The sequence below is a fragment of the Serratia sp. LSHTC3 genome, assembly GCF_057197125.1.
In genome coordinates this window covers 369852-389871 of sequence record NZ_JBXUNP010000003.1, presented here as the reverse complement: position 1 = coordinate 389871, position 20020 = coordinate 369852, and the positions used below count along the sequence as shown (strand labels likewise).

General features: G+C 60.8%; 18 protein-coding genes. 2 read left to right on the top strand and 16 right to left on the bottom strand.

Annotated elements, in window-relative coordinates:
* The first annotated feature begins 1 nt into the window (after position 1).
* Positions 2 to 1003 carry a zinc-binding alcohol dehydrogenase family protein gene (locus AC2CGI_RS14710; protein ID WP_130054921.1) on the top strand — a complete coding sequence of 334 codons (1002 nt, stop codon included), beginning with the start codon at positions 2 to 4 and terminating at the stop codon, positions 1001 to 1003.
* Positions 1004 to 1034: 31 nt separating this feature from the next.
* Here AC2CGI_RS14710 and AC2CGI_RS14705 read toward each other — a convergent pair whose 3' ends face one another.
* From AC2CGI_RS14705 to serB, 4 genes are all read right to left on the bottom strand, one after another.
* Positions 1035 to 2468, bottom strand: coding sequence for a glycosyltransferase family 39 protein (locus AC2CGI_RS14705; RefSeq protein ID WP_015376597.1), 1434 nt, complete (start codon positions 2466 to 2468; stop codon positions 1035 to 1037).
* A gap of 133 nt (positions 2469 to 2601) precedes the next feature.
* Entirely contained in the window at positions 2602 to 3876 is a 1275-nt protein-coding gene (nadR, locus tag AC2CGI_RS14700) for a multifunctional transcriptional regulator/nicotinamide-nucleotide adenylyltransferase/ribosylnicotinamide kinase NadR (RefSeq protein ID WP_021505379.1), read from the bottom strand.
* A gap of 58 nt (positions 3877 to 3934) precedes the next feature.
* Positions 3935 to 5320, bottom strand: coding sequence for a DNA repair protein RadA (gene radA / locus AC2CGI_RS14695; RefSeq protein WP_015376595.1), 1386 nt, complete (start codon positions 5318 to 5320; stop codon positions 3935 to 3937).
* A gap of 19 nt (positions 5321 to 5339) precedes the next feature.
* Entirely contained in the window at positions 5340 to 6317 is a 978-nt protein-coding gene (serB, locus tag AC2CGI_RS14690) for a phosphoserine phosphatase (RefSeq protein WP_004933052.1), read from the bottom strand.
* Positions 6318 to 6427: 110 nt separating this feature from the next.
* On the opposite strand from serB, the gene AC2CGI_RS14685 reads away from it, so the two are divergent.
* Entirely contained in the window at positions 6428 to 7111 is a 684-nt protein-coding gene (locus AC2CGI_RS14685) for a YtjB family periplasmic protein (protein ID WP_004933054.1), read from the top strand.
* Positions 7112 to 7280: 169 nt separating this feature from the next.
* On the opposite strand, the gene deoD is transcribed toward AC2CGI_RS14685, so the two are convergent.
* The 12 genes from deoD to AC2CGI_RS14625 form a co-directional block, all read right to left on the bottom strand.
* The gene (gene deoD, locus AC2CGI_RS14680; RefSeq protein ID WP_004933059.1) at positions 7281 to 8012 is read right to left on the bottom strand and encodes a purine-nucleoside phosphorylase; all 732 of its coding nucleotides are present in this window, start codon (positions 8010 to 8012) and stop codon (positions 7281 to 7283) included.
* A 96-nt stretch (positions 8013 to 8108) separates the two neighbouring features.
* Complete coding sequence (deoB, locus tag AC2CGI_RS14675; protein ID WP_015376593.1) at positions 8109 to 9332, bottom strand: phosphopentomutase; 1224 nt, start codon at positions 9330 to 9332, stop codon at positions 8109 to 8111.
* A gap of 70 nt (positions 9333 to 9402) precedes the next feature.
* Positions 9403 to 10725, bottom strand: coding sequence for a thymidine phosphorylase (deoA, locus tag AC2CGI_RS14670; protein WP_076740926.1), 1323 nt, complete (start codon positions 10723 to 10725; stop codon positions 9403 to 9405).
* 66 nt (positions 10726 to 10791) lie between these two features.
* A complete protein-coding gene (deoC, locus tag AC2CGI_RS14665; protein ID WP_021505383.1) occupies positions 10792 to 11571 on the bottom strand; it encodes a deoxyribose-phosphate aldolase in 780 nt (259 codons plus the stop codon).
* Positions 11572 to 11941: 370 nt separating this feature from the next.
* Positions 11942 to 13219 carry a NupC/NupG family nucleoside CNT transporter gene (locus tag AC2CGI_RS14660; RefSeq protein ID WP_019454990.1) on the bottom strand — a complete coding sequence of 426 codons (1278 nt, stop codon included), beginning with the start codon at positions 13217 to 13219 and terminating at the stop codon, positions 11942 to 11944.
* 183 nt (positions 13220 to 13402) lie between these two features.
* Positions 13403 to 14185: a TatD family hydrolase gene (locus AC2CGI_RS14655; RefSeq protein ID WP_076740925.1), complete on the bottom strand. Its 783-nt coding sequence runs from the start codon at positions 14183 to 14185 to the stop codon at positions 13403 to 13405.
* Complete coding sequence (locus AC2CGI_RS14650; RefSeq protein ID WP_031300414.1) at positions 14182 to 15300, bottom strand: patatin-like phospholipase family protein; 1119 nt, start codon at positions 15298 to 15300, stop codon at positions 14182 to 14184. Before AC2CGI_RS14650 ends, AC2CGI_RS14655 begins: the two co-directional genes overlap by 4 nt.
* A 10-nt stretch (positions 15301 to 15310) precedes the next feature.
* Positions 15311 to 15496 (bottom strand): CsbD family protein, encoded by a 186-nt coding sequence (locus AC2CGI_RS14645; RefSeq protein WP_004933086.1) that lies wholly within the window; start codon positions 15494 to 15496, stop codon positions 15311 to 15313.
* A gap of 68 nt (positions 15497 to 15564) precedes the next feature.
* Entirely contained in the window at positions 15565 to 15726 is a 162-nt protein-coding gene (locus AC2CGI_RS14640; protein ID WP_004933089.1) for a DUF1328 domain-containing protein, read from the bottom strand.
* 161 nt (positions 15727 to 15887) lie between these two features.
* The gene (gene osmY, locus AC2CGI_RS14635) at positions 15888 to 16502 is read right to left on the bottom strand and encodes a molecular chaperone OsmY (RefSeq protein ID WP_004933091.1); all 615 of its coding nucleotides are present in this window, start codon (positions 16500 to 16502) and stop codon (positions 15888 to 15890) included.
* Between the two features lie 515 nt (positions 16503 to 17017).
* Entirely contained in the window at positions 17018 to 18607 is a 1590-nt protein-coding gene (prfC, locus tag AC2CGI_RS14630; RefSeq protein ID WP_004933094.1) for a peptide chain release factor 3, read from the bottom strand.
* A gap of 146 nt (positions 18608 to 18753) precedes the next feature.
* Positions 18754 to 20019: a type II toxin-antitoxin system HipA family toxin gene (locus AC2CGI_RS14625; protein WP_076740924.1), complete on the bottom strand. Its 1266-nt coding sequence runs from the start codon at positions 20017 to 20019 to the stop codon at positions 18754 to 18756.
* Position 20020: the final 1 nt, after the last annotated feature.

Below are 20020 nucleotides of genomic sequence, written 5' to 3'. Positions count from 1 at the left end.
CATGTCGATAAAAGCCATTGCCGTAGACCCGCAGAACCCCGCCGATTTCATCGAAATCTCACCGGAGATGCCGGTGCCCGGCCAGTACGATCTGCTGGTGGAAGTGAAAGCGGCGTCGGTCAACCCGGTGGACACCAAAGTGCACGCCGGTCTGCAGAAAAACGGCCTGCAGCAGCCGCGCATTCTCGGCTGGGACGCCAGCGGCGTCGTGGTGGACGTGGGCAACGGCGTCAGCGGCTTCAAGCCCGGCGATGAAGTGTGGTACGCCGGCGACATCACCCGCCCCGGCAGCAACAGCAGTCACCAACTGATCGACTCACGCATCGCCGCGCACAAGCCGCGCAGCCTGAACTGGGCCGAGTCCGCCGCCATGCCGCTCACCGCCCTCACCGCCTGGGAGGCGCTGTTCGAACACCTGAACATTCAGGACGCGCCGGAGCACAAGACGCTGCTGATCATCGGCGGCGCCGGCGGGGTCGGTTCGCTGGCCATTCCGCTGGCCGCGCTGCGCAGCAAGGTGAAAGTGATCGCCACCGCATCAAGACCGGAATCCGCCGCCTGGTGCCTTGAGCGCGGCGCCGATCTGGTGGTGGACTACCGCGATCTGAAGGGCAACCTGGCGCAGCAGGGCATCGAGCAGGTGGATTACATCCTGTGTCTGAACGATACCGACGGCCATTGGCCGGCGATGGCCGAGCTGGTCGCGCCGCTGGGCCATATCTGCACCATCGTCGAGAACGCGCAGCCGCTGGACCAAAACGCGCTGAAGCTGAAGAGCGCCGCGCTGCACTGGGAGTTCATGTTCACCCGCAGCATGTTCAGCACCCCGGACATCGCCCAGCAGGGCAAGATCCTGCAGCAGGTGGCGCAGCTGCTGGACGAGGGCAAGCTGAGCACCACGCTGAGCGAAACCCTGCACGGGCTGTCGGTAGACACGCTGACCGCCGCGCATCAACAGCTGCTCGGCGGCCATATGCAAGGCAAGCTGGTTATCGCTTACTGAGCCTGAATCGCGGCGGCGCAGCGCGCCGCCGTTACTGCGGACGAACGAAGCCGACGCACAGCGTCTGCTCGTCGCTATGCGGATCGGCGCGGAACGTCAGCGTCTGCTGCCAATCGAGGCGCATCTTCGGCCAGTGGGCCAACTCGCCGCCGAAGTCGCTGCGCGCGCAGTCCTCACCCAACCGCCCGAACAGGGCAACGCCGTGCTGCGCAATCTGCGGATAGCTGATGTTGACGTTGTAGATATTCGGCCGCGTATGATTGGACCAACGCGTAATGGTTCGCGGCCGGGAACCGGCGTACACCGTCATCCACTGCGACAGGTATTCGCCGCCGACGTAGCGCAGTTCAACGCCATACCGCTCCTGCCACTGCCGCTCCACCTCGGCGCTGAACGCCTTGATACCCACCATTTTCTGACCGGCGTTGCGCACGTTGCCCAGCATCACCGCGGCATACCCCAGGTAGACCGCCAGCGCCGCGCACATCAGACCAATGGTCGCCGCGCGCAGCGAACGCACCGGCGGCTGGCGCACGCAACCGACCAACAGCGCAGGCGCCAGCATGAAGAACGGCTGCAGCCATTCGGTCAGCCGGCCGCCGACGTTGAAAGAGAACCAGAAGGTAATGATGCCGAGCGGCAACAGGTAGACCCACAGCAACACCCGCATCGGCAACGCCGATGGCCAGGCCAGCACCGCCCCGCTGCGCCGCAGGATCCCCCACAGCACCAGCGACGGATAGAACACCAGCAGCAGCGACTGCAGCATGTCGAGATTGAGCTGCATCTTGATCTGCGAATCCACCCACTTGAAGGCGGCGAAATCGTGGTTCCACAACCAGAACACGTTCGGCAACACCAGCGCCAACCAGATCGCCACCGCCAGATAGAACTGCGGCTGGCGATAACAGCGGCGGATCTGCGGTACGAACAGCGTCGACAGCGCGGCGAAATAGACGAAGGCGAAGGTCGAGTACTTCGCCATCATCGCCAAACCGGCCGTCAGCGCGAAGGCCGGCCACCAGTTGGCCGAACGCGATATAGCCAGGTGGAAAAACAGCGCCATCCACGGCCACAGCATCACCAACAGGTAATTGTCGTTGTAGGGAATGATGTCGAAATTGATGATGCCGGACAGGTTGAGCGTCAACAGCGCCATCCAGGCCAGCGAGGTGCTGCCGCTCAGCCGGCGCGCCAACAGCCAGACGCCCAACATGCCGATGGCGATGGCGATGAAGTGCCCGCCATACCAGTACAGGTTCAGCGGCAGCCACGAGAACCCGATCGCCGGCTGCATCGCCGCCCCGACCAGCCACGGGTTTTTCGGTGAGCCCCATTCGCCGTTGAGGCCCCAGTTGAGCGCCTCGACGGCGTCGTAAGGCAGGGTAGGATCGAGATGAACAGTCAGCAGCGTCCAGGCTGCGGCATAGCAGACCAACCAAAGAGCGAGCAAGCGATAAGACATGTCTTCTTCTAAGCGTTATTGTAAAGAAAAGCTTAACGTAGTCGCTGTCGAATGAACCATGTTTAAACAAGCCGTTAAATGTGCGCCCGGGCGGCCGTTTCTGCCGCGCGATCGCACATTACGCTAATTTTGCTCAGCCTGCGGCGTGATGCTGGGCGGGCGCGTTCACCAACCGGCCGGCGTCCGCCGCCAGCAGCTGTTGCACCAGCTCGACGCAGCGCAGGAAGCGCTCTTCGTAATCGCTGGACTCAACGTGCACATACTCGATGTTGTTGGCGCGCAGCATCTCCTCCAGCAGGCGCTGGAACGCCAGCCGATCGGCGGTACTGCCGAGGCTGCGCAGGCCGTCCGCCACCCACGGCGTGTTGTTTTCCAGCAGGATCACCAGATCGAAACGGTATTCGTCGATCAGCGCCTGCACGAAGGGGTGTTCACGCCCCTCGTACTTTTTGCAAAACGCCTGGGTGGTGACGAAATCGGTATCGATAAATGCCACCTTGTTGGCGTACTTGACCGCGAAATCCACGTATTGCGCCTGCCCGAGGGCAATTTTGTCGTAGTCGGAGTACTGCAGCGCCATCTCGTCGCCGCCCAGGTGCGAGAACACGTAATCGCGGCCATATTCCCAGGCGCTGGTGGTGTTGAAGATGTTGGCCAGCTTGTTGACCAGCGTCGATTTGCCGCTCGACTCGCCGCCGAGGATCGCCACGGTGCGCACGAAGAACGGCTTCACCTCGGTCGGGATGTAATCCCAGTAGCGGAACGGATCCTGGCGGATCTGATTGCCGCTGATGTTCATGAACGAACGCTCGGGGTCGACCAGAATGGTTTCGATGCCCAGATGCTCGCGGTAACGCGGCGCATCCTGCGCTTCGCTGGAATAGATAAAGCTCGGCACGATGCCTTTCTGTTCCATAAAGGCCTTCATGCCGTCGCTCCACACGTTCCAGCCGTGCGGGTAGGGCTCGATGCCCTGCTCGTCGAACGAGTGGATATGGATGTTTTTCTGGTACTTGAAGGTCTGCAGCAGCCAGCGCAGGCGATCGCTGACCGTCGGCTGTTGCGACATCGAACTGTTCTCGAACAGTTCGCGGTCGCGCGGCTCGTCGTGGCACAAAATGACGTGCAGCTCATCCACCTGGCTGCAGGCGCGCTGGATCAGGTAGATATGGCCGGTGTGCAGCGGGTAAAATTTACCAAACACCACGCCGACTTTAACCTCTTTACGCGGGAACTCCAGCCCGAGAAAACGGTGCAGCGCTTCGAGCTTTTGCGCGCTCGGGCTTTTGATCTTGTCGTTCAACAGCTGGCTCAGATAGCCCTTGGTCATGCCGCTGGCATCCGCCACCTGCTGCAACGTGCAGCCTTTTTGCTTGATGGACGTCTTCAGGTAATCAAATTGCGGCATGGCCACCTCCGTTTAGTATGCTAAACAAAATAGCATATCTTGCTCGCCGTCGGCGACATTAATAAAACTCTTCCAGCACGTCCAGCGCGTCCGCCAGCTTCTTGACCCCGAACACCTGCATGTTGGCCGGCGGCTTCTTCGGCATATTGCCGTGCGGCACGATGGCGCGCTTGAAGCCGTGCTTGGCCGCTTCGGCGATCCGCTCCTGGCCGCTCGGCACCGGGCGAATTTCCCCCGCCAGCCCCACTTCGCCGAACACCACCAGATCGTTCGGCAGAGGCCGATCGCGCAGGCTCGAGACCAGCGACATCAGCAACGCCAGATCGGCGCTGGTCTCACTGACTTTCACCCCGCCGACCACGTTGACGAACACGTCCTGATCCGACATCTGCAGCCCGCCGTGCCGGTGCAGCACCGCCAGCAGGATCGCCAACCGGTTCTGCTCCAGGCCCACCGCCACGCGGCGCGGGTTGGACATCATCGAGTGATCCACCAGCGCCTGGATCTCCACCAGCAGCGGCCGGGTGCCTTCCCACACCACCATCACCGAGCTGCCGGAGGTGACTTCATCGCCGCGGCTGAGGAAGATCGCCGAAGGGTTGCTGACTTCGCGCAGCCCCTGTTCGGTCATGGCGAACACCCCCAGCTCGTTGACCGCGCCGAAGCGGTTCTTGTGGCTGCGCAGGGTGCGGAAGCGGGAATCGGCGTCGCCGTCCAGCAGCACCGAACAGTCGATACAGTGTTCCAGCACTTTTGGCCCGGCCAGCGAGCCGTCTTTGGTGACGTGGCCGACCATCACGATCGCCACGCCGCGCGTCTTGGCGAAGCGCGTCAGGTAGGCGGCGGTTTCCCGCACCTGCGCCACGCTGCCCGGCGAAGACTGAATGTCCGCCATGTGCATCACCTGAATCGAGTCGATCACCATCAGCTTCGGCTGTTCCTGCTCAGCGATCAGGCAGATCTGCTCGATGCTGGTTTCCGACAGCATGTTCAGGCCGCCGGTCGGCAGCCCCAGACGGTGAGCGCGCATCGCCACCTGCTGCAGCGACTCCTCACCGGTGACGTACAGGGTTTTCATCTGTTCAGACAGCTTGCACAGCACCTGCAGCAACAGGGTGCTCTTGCCGGCGCCGGGGTTGCCGCCGATCAGAATCGCACTGCCGGGCACCACGCCGCCGCCCAGCACGCGGTCGAACTCGAGAAAGCCGGTGGTGAAGCGCGGCAGCGCCTCCAGGCTGATTTCCGACAGCTTCTGCACCTTGCTGACGCCGGCGTCGCCGGCATAGCCGCTGAGGCGATCGTTGCGCGCCGCTGCGGGCGACGCGGCCAAACGCACTTCCGTGATGGTGTTCCAGGCATGACAGGCGCTGCACTGCCCCTGCCAACGCGGATAGTCCGCCCCGCACTCATTGCACACAAATGCCCGTTTTGCCGCTTTTGCCACGTCTTACCTCAATCTTTCGTTATCGCACTTCGTGTTTCAGGCTGCCGGTGAGAATACACAGCACGCCCATCAGATCCGCATGCCGGATCGATACCTGCGCTTTTTCATACACTTTCGGCTTGGCATGGTAGGCGATGCCCAGCCCCGCCGCCTGCATCATTTTCAAGTCGTTGGCGCCGTCGCCGATGGCCACGGTTTGCGCCAGCGGGATCTCCAGCTTCTCCGCCAGCCGCAGCAGCGTGTCGGCTTTGAACTGCGCGTCCACCACCGGCCCCAGCACTTCGCCGGTCAGCTTGCCGTCGCGGATCTCCAGCTCATTGGCCGCCGCCGCCACCAACCTCAGCCGGTTGCGCAGGTATTCGGCGTAGTAGGTGAAGCCGCCGGAGGCGATCGCCACATGCCAGCCCATCGCCTGCAGCTTGCCCACCAGGCTGGTCAGCCCCGGCATCAACGGCAGCTCGTCGCGCACCTGCTTGAGGATGTTGGCATCGGCCCCTTTCAGCGTGCCAACGCGCTGGCGCAGGCTGGCGGTAAAGTCCAGCTCGCCGCGCATCGCGCGTTCGGTGACTTCCGCCACCTGCTCGCCGACGCCCGCCAATTTGGCTATTTCGTCGATGCATTCGATCTCGATCGCCGTCGAATCCATGTCCATCACCAGCAGCCCCGGCGTGCGCAGGTGCGGGATCTTGCCGAGCGGCGCCACGTCCAGCCCGCTCTCCGCCGCCAACAGCTTGGCGCGCGGCGTCAAGGTGCCCGCCAGCCGCACCACCTGATAGTCGTCCACGCCCCAGGCGGTGACGATCACCATCGCCGCGCCCAGCTTGCGTTGGAATTGGGTAATGCGCGCCTTGTCCAGCTTCCTGCCGTATAACAGCCACCCGGTATTGCCCGCCCGGTAGTCCAGCGGCATCACTTCGTCGCCGCTGAGCGAAAGGGGAAGACCCGGCCATTGAGAGATCTCCGCCGGAAGATCGCAATAGGTCAGACTGTTTGACATCATTGACTCCTGAATGGACAAAAACGCTGCATGATAAAACGACGCATCAAGCTATCCTATCGCCAGCGGTTCTGGCAACATAAAGTGTCCCCGATGCCCAAGGAACCTGCATGGCTCGCGCTAAACTGAAATTTCGCCTGCACCGCACCGCTATTATCCTGATTTGCCTGGCTTTGCTGGTGCTGCTGATGCAGGGCGCCTCTTATTTTAGCCTGAGTCACCAAATGGCGCGATCCGAGCAGGTGGAAGAGCTGGCGCAGACGCTGACCAAACAGGTCGCCTACAGCCTGGCGCCGCTGCTGGACGACGACGGCAACAACCCGCGCATCGACGCCATCCTCAAGCAGCTCACCGATCACAGCCGCATTCTCGACGTCAGCGTGTATCAGTTGGACGGCACGCTGGTCTCCCACGCCGGGGAGCAGATAAGTATACGCGATCGCCTGTCGCTCGACGGCAAACGCGCCGGCAGCTACTTCAACCACCAATTGGTCGAATCCATTCAGGGCAAAGACGGCCCGATCGGCTTTATCCGCATCACCCTCGACACCCACGTGCTGGCGACCGAATCCAAACAGGTGGACAACACCACCAACCTGCTGCGCCTGATGATCCTGCTGGCGCTGGCGATCGGCATCATTCTGGCGCGCACCCTGCTGCAGCACCGCCGCAGCCGCTGGCAGCAGTCGCCCTACCTGTTGACCGCCAACACGCCACTGGAAGAAGGCAATACGGTGGAAGACGACGAAGAGGATGCGCCGGAGACAAAGCAGGAAGCGCCGAAGAAGGAGTAACTCAGGCCAGGCGTTGAATGCGTCCGTGCCGTTTTCTTGTCCTTTCGGTGAATAGATTGTCCGTAACAACGGGATCCACATCCAATTGAAAGGTAGAGCGTTAGCCAAAAACGGCCATGCGGAGTGAATAGATTGACGGGCGGGCGCCATGGCGACGCCCGCCGCGGTATTACGCTTTGTCGCCCAGCAGCACGGATTCCAGCGCGATAACGATCATTTCGTTAAAGGTGGTCTGGCGTTCCGCCGCCGTGGTCGCTTCGTGACGCAGGATGTGGTCGGACACGGTGCAGATGGTCAGCGCCTTGCAGCCGAACTCTTCGTACAGCTCCGCCGCCACGCCGTAGATGCCGGCCGCTTCCATTTCCACGCCCAGGATGCCGTACTTCTTCATCACCTGGAACATGTCCGGATCCGGGGTGTAGAACAGATCGGCGGAGAAGATGTTGCCCACGCGCGCCGGGATGCCCTGCGCCGCCGCCGCATCGACCGCGTTGCGCACCATGTCGAAGTCGGCGATCGCCGCGTAGTCGTTGTCCTTGAAGCGCAGACGGTTAACCTTGGAGTCGGTGCACGCGCCCATGCCGATCACCACGTCGCGCAGTTTGATATCGTCACGCACCGCGCCGCAGGAACCCACGCGAATGATCTTCTTCACGCCGAATTCGGCGATCAGCTCGCGCGCATAGATGGAGCAGGACGGGATGCCCATGCCGTGGCCCATTACGGAGATGCGGCGGCCTTTGTAGGTGCCGGTGAAGCCCAACATGCCGCGCACGTTGTTCACTTCCACCGCGCCTTCCAGGAAGGTTTCGGCGATGTATTTTGCGCGCAGCGGATCGCCCGGCATCAGTACTACGTCAGCGAAATCACCCATCTCAGCATTAATGTGCGGCGTAGCCATAATTCTCTTCCTTTAAATCGTATTAAATAGCGTTAAACGTATAAGCCGTGGTATGTCAGGCGGCGGCCAACTGCGCCACCGCCTTAAACTCACGAATTAAAACAGGGTTTTACCGTAATCCATCGGCGACAGGCCAAAATAATTGGCGACGGTCTGGCCGATGTCGGCGAAGGTCTCACGGTGGCCCAGCGAGCCCGGTTTCACTTTCGGGCCGTAGACCAGCACCGGGATGTGCTCACGGGTGTGGTCGGTGCCCGGCCAGGTCGGGTCGCAGCCGTGGTCGGCGGTGAAGATGATGATGTCTTCGTCTTTCACCAGCTTCAGCAGCTCCGGCAGGCGGCGGTCGAACAGCTCCAGCGCGGCGGCGTAGCCCGCCACGTCGCGGCGGTGGCCGTAAGAGGAGTCGAAGTCCACGAAGTTGGTGAACACGATGGTGTTGTCGCCGGCCTTTTCCATTTCAATCAGGGTCGCGTCGAACAGCGCGTCGATGCCGGTCGCTTTCACCTTCTTGGTGATGCCGACGTTGGCATAGATGTCGGCGATTTTACCGATCGACACCACTTCACCGCCCTTCTCGTCCACCAGCTTTTTCAGCACGGTCGGCGCCGGCGGCTCTACCGCCAGATCGTGGCGGTTGCCGGTGCGCTGGAAGTGGCCCGGCTTGTCGCCGACGAACGGACGCGCGATCACGCGGCCGATGTTGTAACCGCCTTCGGTTAGCTCTTCACGCGCGATTTCGCACAGCTCGTACAAGCGATCCAGGCCGAAGGTTTCTTCATGGCAGGCGATCTGGAACACCGAGTCGGCGGAGGTGTAGAAAATCGGCTTGCCGGTTTTCATGTGCTCTTCACCCAGCTGATCGAGGATCACGGTGCCGGATGAGTGACAGTTGCCCAGGTAGCCCGGCAGGTTGGCGCGCTCCACCAGCTTATCCAGCAGCGCCTGCGGGAAGCTGTTGTGCTCGTCCTTGAAATAGCCCCAGTCGAACAGTACCGGCACGCCGGCGATTTCCCAGTGGCCCGACGGCGTGTCTTTACCGGAAGAGAGCTCGCTGGCGTATGCGTAAGCGCCGATGATGTCGGCATTGCGATCCAGCCCCTGCGGGAAGTTGCCGGTGGACTCTTCCGCCGCTTTGCCGAGCCCCAGGCGGCTCAGGTTAGGCAGCGTCAGCGGACCCTGGCGGCCCACGTTGGCTTCACCGCGCGCGCAAACCTCGGCGATGTGGCCCAGAGTGTCGGAACCCCGGTCGCCAAAACGATCGGCGTCTTCGCTGGCGCCGATGCCGAAGGAGTCCAATACCATAATAAATGTGCGTTTCATCTGTGCTCTCCTGCGTGTTCTCACGCTTTGGACGGCCGCGAAAAAGCCGCGGCCGTTCCTGATTCTTGGGTTATTCCGTGACGCGCTTATACACTACCGGCGTCGCTTCCGGCGCCTTGTCACTCAGCGTCATTGCGCTACGCACCGCATCGGCCGCCTGCTGCCAGCTCTCTTCATCGTTGGCGTGGATCATCGCCAGCGGCTGCTGGGCATCCACCTTATCACCCAGGCGCGCCACCTCGGTCAGACCGACGCTGTAATCGATGGCGTCGCTCGCCCGGCGGCGGCCGCCGCCCAGCGAAACCACCGCCATGCCCAGCGCGCGGGTATCCATGGCGCTGATGATACCCGGATTTTCAGCATACACCGGCTTGCTCAGCGTTGCCGCCGGCAGATAGCTATCATAACGTTCGACGAAGTCTATCGGCCCTTGCTGCGCCGCCACCATGCGGCCAAACACTTCCGCCGCCTTGCCGTTGTCCAGCACCGCCTGCAGTTTGGCACGCGCATCGGCCTCGTCATTCGCCAGGCCGCCGGACAGCAGCATCTCCACGCACAGCGCCAGCGTCACTTCCAGCAGGCGCGGGTTGCGGTATTCACCGGTCAGGAAACGCACCGCTTCGCGCACTTCCACCGCATTGCCGGCGCTGGAGGCCAGCACCTGGTTCATGTCGGTCAGCAGCGCAGTGGTCTTGCAGCCCGCGCCGTTGGCCACGCCGACGATCGCCTGCGCCAAATCTTGCGACAGGGCATAGGTCGGCATAAAGGCGCCGGAACCGACCTTCACGTCCATCACCAGCGCATCCAGCCCTTCCGCCAGTTTCTTGGCCAGAATGGAGGCAGTGATCAGCGGGATAGAATCCACGGTGGCGGTGATGTCGCGGGTGGCGTAAAAACGTTTGTCCGCCGGCGCCAGCGAGCTGGTCTGGCCGATGATCGCCACGCCGACGTCCTGAATGATTTTACGGAAGGCGTTATCGTCCGGGAAAATATTGAAGCCCGGAATGGCTTCCAGTTTGTCCAGCGTGCCGCCGGTATGACCCAGGCCGCGGCCGGAGATCATCGGCACATAGCCGCCGCAGGCCGCCACCATCGGGCCGAGCATCAGCGAGGTCACGTCGCCCACGCCGCCGGTCGAATGCTTGTCGACGATCGGGCCGTTCAGCGCCAAACTCTTCCAGTCCAGCACGGTGCCGGAATCGCGCATCGCCATGGTGAGCGCCACGCGCTCCGGCATGCTCATGCCATGGAAATAAATGGTCATCGCCAGCGCGGCGATCTGCCCTTCCGACACCACATTGTCGCGAATACCGTTGATGAAAAAGCGGATTTCCGCTTCGCTTAACGGCTGGCCGTCGCGTTTCTTACGAATAATTTCTTGAGCCAGGAACAAGGCATCCCCCTGTGTCGCTGAGAGTCGGTGCAGACGGGCGCGCCTGGCGCCCGCCAACGAAATCGATCAGTAGCCGCCGCCGGCGGTCTGAGTCTGGTGGCCCAGCGTGGTCAGCAAGCTGGCCAGCAGGCTGGAAGCGCCAAAGCGGAAATGCCGCGCATCGGCCCACCCCTCGCCCAGAATACGATCGGCAAGTTGCAGATAATGCAGCGCGTCTTCCGCGGTGCGCACGCCGCCGGCCGGCTTGAAGCCCACCGTCTTCGCCACGCCCAGATCGCGGATCACCGACATCATCAGCTCGGCGCTCTCCAGGGTGGCGTTGACCGGCACCTTGCCGGTGGAGGTCTTGATAAAGTCAGCCCCGGCCTTGATGGCGATCTCGGACGCCTTGCGGATCAAATCGGCCTGTTTCAGCTCACCGGTTTCGATGATCACTTTCAACAGCACGTTGGCCGCCTGGCAAGCCTGCTTGCACTGTTTCACCAGCTCGAAGCCGACCTGTTCGTTGCCGGCGATCAGCGCACGGTATGGGAACACCACGTCCACTTCATCCGCGCCATAGGCGATCGCCGCGCGGGTTTCCGCCAGCGCGATGTCGATATCGTCATTGCCATGCGGGAAGTTGGTCACGGTGGCGATGCGGATGTCCGGCGTGCCTTGCTCGCGCAGCGCCTTACGCGCCACCGGGATAAAACGCGGGTAAATGCAGATGGCCGCCGTGTGGCCGGCCGGGCTGTTGGCCTGACGACAGAGCGCGATCACTTTCTCGTCGGTGTCATCATCATTCAGCGTGGTTAAATCCATCAAGTTCAGCGCACGTTGCGCTGCTGCGGTTAATTCGGTCATAAAACTCTCCAACTGAGTACCTGGGTGTTGGCGAGCGGACTTGGTTCCATGAAGATAGCGCTGGGGAACGGCGTTCCCGCGGCGGCAACTGAGATCCTTCTCACCGCACATGGCCACCCGCCTTGCGGCCGGCCAGTAATAGCTATTTGAACACGAATGCCGGAGGCGATTCGCGTTCATCGTCACACTATATGAAATAGCACTGTAACAGACCGGAATTATATGTGAAGAGCATCACAAAATAACGCGATATCGTTCACAAATTCGCTAAAGAAGCGGCTGAAGATCGCGGATGCGGCAAGCACCCGCGTTGCTTAGAGTATAGGCGGAGTCCCGCGATCGGTCGCGCCGTCGCGGGCTCCGTGATGGCTTACAGCGCCAGGAAGAAGCCGGCGATGGTGGCACTCATCAGGTTGGACAGCGTGCCCGCCGCCACGGCCTTCAGACCGAAGCGCGCGATGTCGTGGCGACGGTTGGGCGCCATGCTGCCCAGACCACCCAGCAAGATCGCCACCGAGGAGAGGTTGGCGAAGCCGCACAGCGCAAAGGAGATGATCGCCTTGGTGTGAGCCGACAGCACCTGCAGGCCTTCCGCCGCCACCACGTCGTCCGGGCGCAGATAGGCGCCGAAGTTCATATAGGCGACGAATTCGTTGACGATGATCTTCTGGCCGATAAACGAACCGGCGGTCATCGCTTCACTCCACGGCACGCCGATCAGGAAGGCGATCGGCGAGAACACCCAGCCGAGGATCAGCTCGAGCGACAGCTGCGGGTAATCGAACCAGCCGCCGATACCGCCGAGAATGCCGTTAAGCAAGGCGATCAGCGCGATAAACGCCAGCAGCATCGCACCGACGTTCAGCGCCAGCTGCATGCCGGAAGCCGCGCCGGAAGCCGCCGCGTCGATCACGTTGGCCGGACGATCTTCTTCAGCGATCAGCTTCATCGCATCGTCTTTATCGTGGGTCTGCTCAGTTTCCGGCACCATCAGCTTGGCGAACAGCAGCCCGCCCGGCGCGGCCATGAAGGACGCCGCGATCAGGTATTCCAGCGGCACGCCCATCTGCGCGTACCCCGCCAACACCGAACCGGCTACCGAGGCCAGGCCGCCGCACATCACGGCGAACAGTTCTGACTGGCTCATGGTGGCGATATAGGGGCGTACCACCAGCGGCGCTTCGGTCTGGCCGACGAAAATGTTGGCGGTCGCCGACAGCGATTCGGTGCGCGAGGTGCCCAGCAACTTGTGCAGGCCGCCGCCCAACACGCGGATCACCAACTGCATGATGCCGAGGTAGTACAGCACCGCAATCAGCGAGGAGAAGAACACGATCACCGGCAGGACGCGCAGCGCGAACACGAAGCCGCCGCCGCCGAACACCTCGAACATCTTGTCGGACACCAGCCCGCCGAAGATGAACGAAATGCCCTGATTGCCGTAGGCGATAACGTTTGCCACGCCGTTAGACATACTGCCGAGAATGCTGCGGCCCAGCGGCACGTACAGCACCAGCGCGCCGATGCCGACCTGAATGATGAACGCCCACACCACGGTGCGCAATTTGATGGCCCGACGGTTGCTGGAGAGCAGCACCGCAATGGCGATCAGCACCGCCATACCGACCAGACTCATGATGAGTTGCATGCAAAGTTTCCCTGTTGCAAAAAATAAAATACATCCCTGCTCATGAAGAGAGGTCTGCTATTGGAGAGTTTCGGGGGGATTATACTGAGCGAGGTCACCCTCGCACCGATTTATGTCACAAATGTATACAACGAGACGCAAATGAAAATCTTATAACGTGACGCAAGTCACGTTATAAGCTCGTCAATCCGGCATGGCAAACAGTGACTGGGTATTGCGTTGCAGATGGGCGGCGATCTCGTCGGCCGGTTCCGGCCGCAGCTCGCACAGCGTGTGAAACACCTCGGCGGCACGCTCGGGGCGATTCGGCTGCCCCTGATAGCCGGCCAGCGGCATGTCCGGCGCATCCGTCTCCAGCAGCAGCGCTTCAAGCGGCAGCTGCGCCATCACGCCGCGCGTTTTCTGCGCCCGCTCATAGGTGATGGTGCCGCCCACGCCGATGTAATAGCCGAGGCGGATAAACGCCTGCGCCTGCGACAGGCTGCCGGCAAAGCCGTGCACCACGCCGCGGCGCGGCAGCTGCATGCGCCGCAGCGCGGCGGCCAGCTGGTCGTGGGTGCGGCGCGAATGCAGGATCACCGGCAGCTCATGCTGTTTCGCCAGCTTCAGTTGGGCCAGCAGCACGCTTTGCTGCCGCTCGAACTGCGGGTTGTCCATATACAGATCGAGCCCGATCTCCCCCACCGCCACCAGCTTGCGCGGCCGTTCGGCCAACAGCGCCGCCAGCTGTTCCAGCTGCGGCTCATGATGCTGCGCGATATACAGCGGGTGCAGCCCCAGCGCGGCAAACAGCGGCGCGTGATCCTGCGCCAGCCGCAGCACCCGCGCGAAGCGATCGGCGGTGACCGTCGGGACGATGATGCGCTGCACGCCGGCGCTTGCCGCCCGCGTCAGGCTCTCGGCCTCATGTCCGGTAAAGGGCGGGAAATCGAAATGGCAGTGGGTGTCGGTAAAGGCGTAGCTCACAGCGCGCCCCCTTCACCCGGCGGCAGATCGCCCGGCAGGATGATTTTCGGCGCCGCCACCGCAGCCTCCGGCTGCGCCGTGAGATCGGGCGACATGGCGATGTCGGTCACGATCGGCGAAGGCATTCTGACGTTCTCCGGCTGGATCAGGCGGCGCGACAACGATTTTTGCACCTTGATACCGTCCGGTTCCTGCTGCGCCATCCACTGGCCGACGGTGGCCAGGAAGTAGCGGCCGCAGCGGCGCCCCAGGTGATAATCCTGATTGAGCGCCCCCAGTCGGCTGCCCAGCGCATTGCTGGCCAGCGGCTTAGGCGGGAAGATCTCGAAGATGCGCAGCTTGCCCGGCGGTTTCTCAATAAAGCGCTGGATGCGGTGATAGCTTTGCTCATGATGCTGCAGGATGCGCACCATCTGCTGCAGGCTGCTGTCGCTCAGCCAGTGCTCCATGCGCTTCATCCACTGTGGGGTGTAGTACATTTGCGAAGGCACGGTGCGGATCACCACGATGGTGTCGGCGCCGCGGCGGTAGGCCTCTTCCACTGGGATCGCATCGCTGATGCCGCCGTCCTGATAGCTGACGCCGTCCAACTCCACGCCCTGACGGTAAAAGCCGGGAATGGCGCTGGACGCCTTGATGGCCGGCAGCCAGCGTTCGCGCTGCGCCGGCAGATAGGCCGGTTCGAAATCGTCGCTGCGGCAGGCGCACAGCAGGAATTCGCGCCCGTCGATAAAATGCTGTTCCGCCACGTCCATCGCCAGCGGCATCTGCGCCGCCGCCGTATCAACCAGCCAATCGAGATCGATCAGATGCCCGCCGCGCACGAAACGCAGCGGATTGAAGAACTGGGCCGAGGTGGTGTAACGGGTGATCACCCGGCGCGCGTAGCCCATCTGCCCACAGATGTAGGCAGACAGATTCTGAGCGCCGGCCGATGTGCCGATCAGCAGATCGAAAGGGTTAAAGCCCGCGCGCTGGAACTCGTCCAGCACGCCGGCGGTGAAAATGCCGCGCTGGCCGCCGCCTTCGCAGACCAACGCCATTTTTCCTGGTCGAAAAGGTTTAGACGCCAGCGGTTCTATATTGCCGAGCGTGATGGGTATTCTGTATCCCAACTTGGCATCCTCAGTGAGACGTTTTCTCCGAGGATACCGCGTCTCGCTCTCTTCCGTAATCCTCTTGCAGCACGCCGACGAGGAAATCATTGCTGCCGGCCAACCAGGCACCATCGCTGCCGGACCATTCGGCCCACGCCTGCCATACCTGACCTTTCAGCTGTTTCCAGCGCCCGACGATGATGTCGCTGTTCATGGCCGGCCCTCCCCGAGGTGAGAAAAGGAATTAAGCTTTGTTACAGTTTGCAGGAAAATGCCGGCCGGCTAAGGGCGCCGACGGCCGGTGAACAGGCTGACCAGGAACAGGATGATGCCGACAACGAACACGACTTTGGCGGCCCAGGCGGCGGTGCCCGCCAGCGAACCGAACCCCAGTGCCGCAGCGATAAGCGCGATGACTAAAAAGATAATGCCCCAACGAAACATAAGCTTCTCCTTACCATTGTGAAAAAATTCGCTGCCGTCTACCGCCCCGACAACGGGACATCGACGGCAAATCAGTTTCTTTTTTTGGTGGTACACGTCGGGCCGCCTTCACGGCCCGACAGATGCGGCTTGTGGTTACTTGTTACGGGCGCCTGGCGGGATTACGGCTTGACCACCAGGTCGTTTTTCACGCTTTTCACGCCGTCGATAGCCTTGGCGATGCTTTCGGCACGCTCAGACTGCGCCTGCGTTTTCACCTCACCGGAAAGCTGCACCACGCCATCGGTGGTTTCCACTTTCACATTGCGCGACGGCACGATGTCATCGGCCAGCAGCTTGGCTTTCAGCTCGCTGGTGGTGGCGGTGTCGCCGGCATACGATTTGATCGACTGGTTGGCTTCATCTTTCACGTGCAGCTTGTCGCTGACGGTTTTGACGCCTTCCACCTTACCGGCAACCGCAACCGCATGCTCCGCCTGCGCCTGGCTGCCGACAAACCCGCTCAGGATCACGGTGCCTTTTTCGGTTTTCACCGAAATGTCAGTGCTTTTGATGGTTTTATCGTCCACCAACGCACTTTTAACTTTAGCCGTTATCGCGCTGTCATCCATGTAACCGTCAACTTTTTTCATGGAGCTATCGATTTTGGCACCGGCACTGTCCGCGGCGTTAGACGCCTTGTTGAGCAGACTGTCTTCGGCCAGCGCAGTGCCGCTCACCAAAGCAGAACCCAAAACAACAGCCATCAGCGAGTGTGCAAATTTGGTCTTTTTCATCGATCTCTTCCTTTTGTTGGGGGCCCCAGCGCCAGAGCGCCGGAACCCTTCAGCCGCCTTCACGCGGCCTCTCGGTAAATACTTCATCATCGCTATACGATTAAGCGTTCACGACAGGAATATTGCAACCGCCGTGCCAACTCCATAAACACCTTAAAAATCAAACAAAAAAAGCATTGAGTCGGATTTTTAATCAAAAAACTGTCGCCTATTGACGACAGACTAAGTGACACGAAACGGTAAAACAGTCATCTCATTGATATTTAAGGAAACAGACTGTCTCCTATCGGCAACACATCAGAATAACTCACCAAACAATCAGCGTATTACAGTGATTTACTCTCAAGCAATGTGCGGACATCTCGTTAAAGATAGACCATGCGGCGGAAAACGCAGGCCTAACGAACGCTGCCTGGCGATATCGGTTTGCGGCATAAAAGGTGAGGAAGTTTTATTAATTAGCGGAGTGAGGATGAGGGAGGTTGGCAGGGCGCACCGGGCGCCCTGCCGATTGATCAGTGTTCGCGGGTTTTGCGGAAGGTCACGTCAGGATAACGTTCCTGCGTCAGGTTGAGGTTCACCATGGTCGGCGCGATGTAGGACAGGTTGTCCCCACCGTCCAGCGCCAGGTTGATCTCGTTCTTGCGCTTGAACTCTTCGAACTTCTTCACGTCGTCGCACTCGACCCAGCGCGCGGTCGACACGTTGACCGACTCATACAGCGCTTCCACGTTGTACTCGCTCTTCAAGCGCGCCACCACCACGTCGAACTGCAGCACGCCGACCGCGCCGACGATCAGATCGTTGTTGGCGATCGGGCGGAACACCTGCACCGCGCCCTCTTCGGACAGCTGCACCAGCCCCTTCAGCAGCTGTTTCTGCTTCAGCGGATCGCGCAGGCGAATGCGACGGAACAGTTCCGGCGCGAAGTTCGGGATGCCGGTGAACTTCATGTCTTCACCCTGGGTGAAGGTATCGCCGATCTGGATGGTGCCATGGTTGTGCAGACCGATGATGTCGCCCGGGTAGGCTTCTTCCACGTGCGAACGGTCGCCGGCCATAAAGGTCAGCGCATCGGAGATCACCACGTCTTTGCCGGTGCGCACCTGGCGCAGCTTCATGCCCTTCTCATAACGGCCGGACACCACACGCATAAAGGCCACGCGGTCGCGGTGCTTCGGATCCATGTTGGCCTGGATCTTGAACACGAAGCCGGTGAATTTCTCTTCCGCCGCCGTCACTTCGCGGGTGTCGGTTTTGCGCGGCATCGGCGCCGGCGCCCAGGCCACCAGGCCGTCCAGCATATGATCCACGCCGAAGTTGCCGAGTGCGGTACCGAAGAACACCGGCGTCAGCTCGCCGCTCAGGAAAGCTTCCTGATCGAACTCGTGAGAAGCGCCCTGCACCAGCTCCAGCTCATCGCGCAGCTGCGCCGCCAGATCTTCGCCCACCGCCGCATCCAGCTCTGGGTTGTTCAGGCCCTTGACGATGCGCACTTCCTGAATGGTGTGGCCTTTACCGGTCTGGTACAGGTAGGTTTCATCCTTGTACAGGTGGTAAACGCCCTTGAACAGCTTGCCGCAGCCGATCGGCCAAGTGATGGGCGAGCAGGCGATCTTCAGCTCGCGCTCAACTTCATCCATCACTTCCATCGGATCGCGGATGTCGCGGTCCAGTTTGTTCATGAAGGTCAGGATCGGCGTGTCGCGCAGGCGGGTGACTTCCATCAGCTTGCGGGTGCGATCCTCTACGCCCTTGGCGGCGTCGATCACCATCAGACAGCAGTCGACCGCGGTCAGGGTGCGATACGTATCTTCGGAGAAGTCTTCGTGCCCCGGGGTATCCAGCAGGTTGACCAGGCTGTCACGGTACGGGAACTGCATCACCGAGGTGGTGATCGAGATCCCGCGCTGCTTTTCCATTTCCATCCAGTCGGATTTGGCGTGCTGGCTGGAGCCGCGGCCTTTTACCGTACCGGCGGTCTGGATCGCCTGTCCGAACAGCAGCACTTTTTCGGTAATGGTGGTTTTACCGGCATCGGGGTGCGAGATGATGGCGAAAGTTCTTCTTTTGGAGACTTCGCGGGCAAATTCACTAGGAGACATGGTTTTCAGGTTCTACGGTTAGTCCGCCCTGCGACATCATCAGAACGCGCCGATCGCGGCGCCGGGCAAAGCGGTGAATAAAAGATAACAGCCGGGCATTTTCGCCGATTTGCCAACCGGTGACAATCAATGGATCCGATTTCCCGCTAACACAGGCGGAAATCGGGGGACAAGGCGGCCCAATGCCGACGCAATACCGATTTGTGATCGTCCGCCATCGGCAGGTCCGCCAACAATGCCGGCCACAAAGCTCGCGCCTTGTCGATGGCATCCAAGAGATGCACCCGTATTGCGGGCCAGGGAATATCGACTCGATCGGACCAGCGCTCGAAGGTTCGCATTGAGATCCTATCCCAGCGTTTTTCCTTCGCCATATTGAGCGCAACCTCAGACTCACCAGGGATATAAGCCAATGTAGTGACGATGTCATAAGCGGGAGCAAGCCGCACATCGGCCTGGTTTGGATAGATCATGGACCAATTTTTTACGTGAGCATCGCCATTGGCGAGCAGAATATTCGCCAACAGACGGCGCGCCATTTGCTGCGTATCCGCTAAAGATTCACTGCCAAACTCATAGAGATAAGCCGCTATCTGATCGTAATTTTTGCCGCGGTATTTGTCGTGTGGATAGATCTCGAATATCTGGGCAAAATCTTCTGTATGCACTCGCCCACTTTCACTGCGGTCAAAACGACGAATGGCATACGCATAGGGTTCATCCGCCAAGCGAATATCAGGCAAGTGTTCAAGCCGTGTCAGCTCAACCAGCTCAATATCAGGAATATCCACGCCGATGGCTTGCGCCAAACGCATTGCCGTATATTCATTTTCAGGGAGATGACGATGAACGGTTGAAGGCGTTTTAATGATCCAGCTATCAGCGCCCACCTGAGAAGAAATGTTGAAGCGGCCCTCTTTGCGCACAGAGGAAAATTTCATTTGTACCCCTGCCAGAGAAAATTTCTGCGCCGCCACTCCAACATCAATATGCACGGCTTCCAGCTCTCCGCGCGACGTTAACGCCCAAGCGGGGATATCACTGGCGGCCAGCGGCCGTGCTTCAAGCGCTCCCGGCAAGTTTTCCCCGGCCCAGGCAAGTAAAGGAAACTCCTCATTCACATGGGTTTTCAACGACTGGGCCAACCAACTGCGCAGTGCGCCTTCGGGCAATAAATTGGATAAGACGGGCGGAAGGCGCTGCGATGACTGTAAAACTTGCTCAAGATACCCTGCGTGCGCCTTCTGCCTTAGCGTAAACAGGGGACGAACAGGCTCCGGCAAAGCGAGGTAGTGCGGATCAAACGTCAGGATGTTTCTGCCGCCGCTGTAGTGCGCCAGCACGCCCACCCGCACACCATGCAATATCAAGGCTAACGCCTGCACCGATTCAACCTGTCGCCGCCCTTTCATT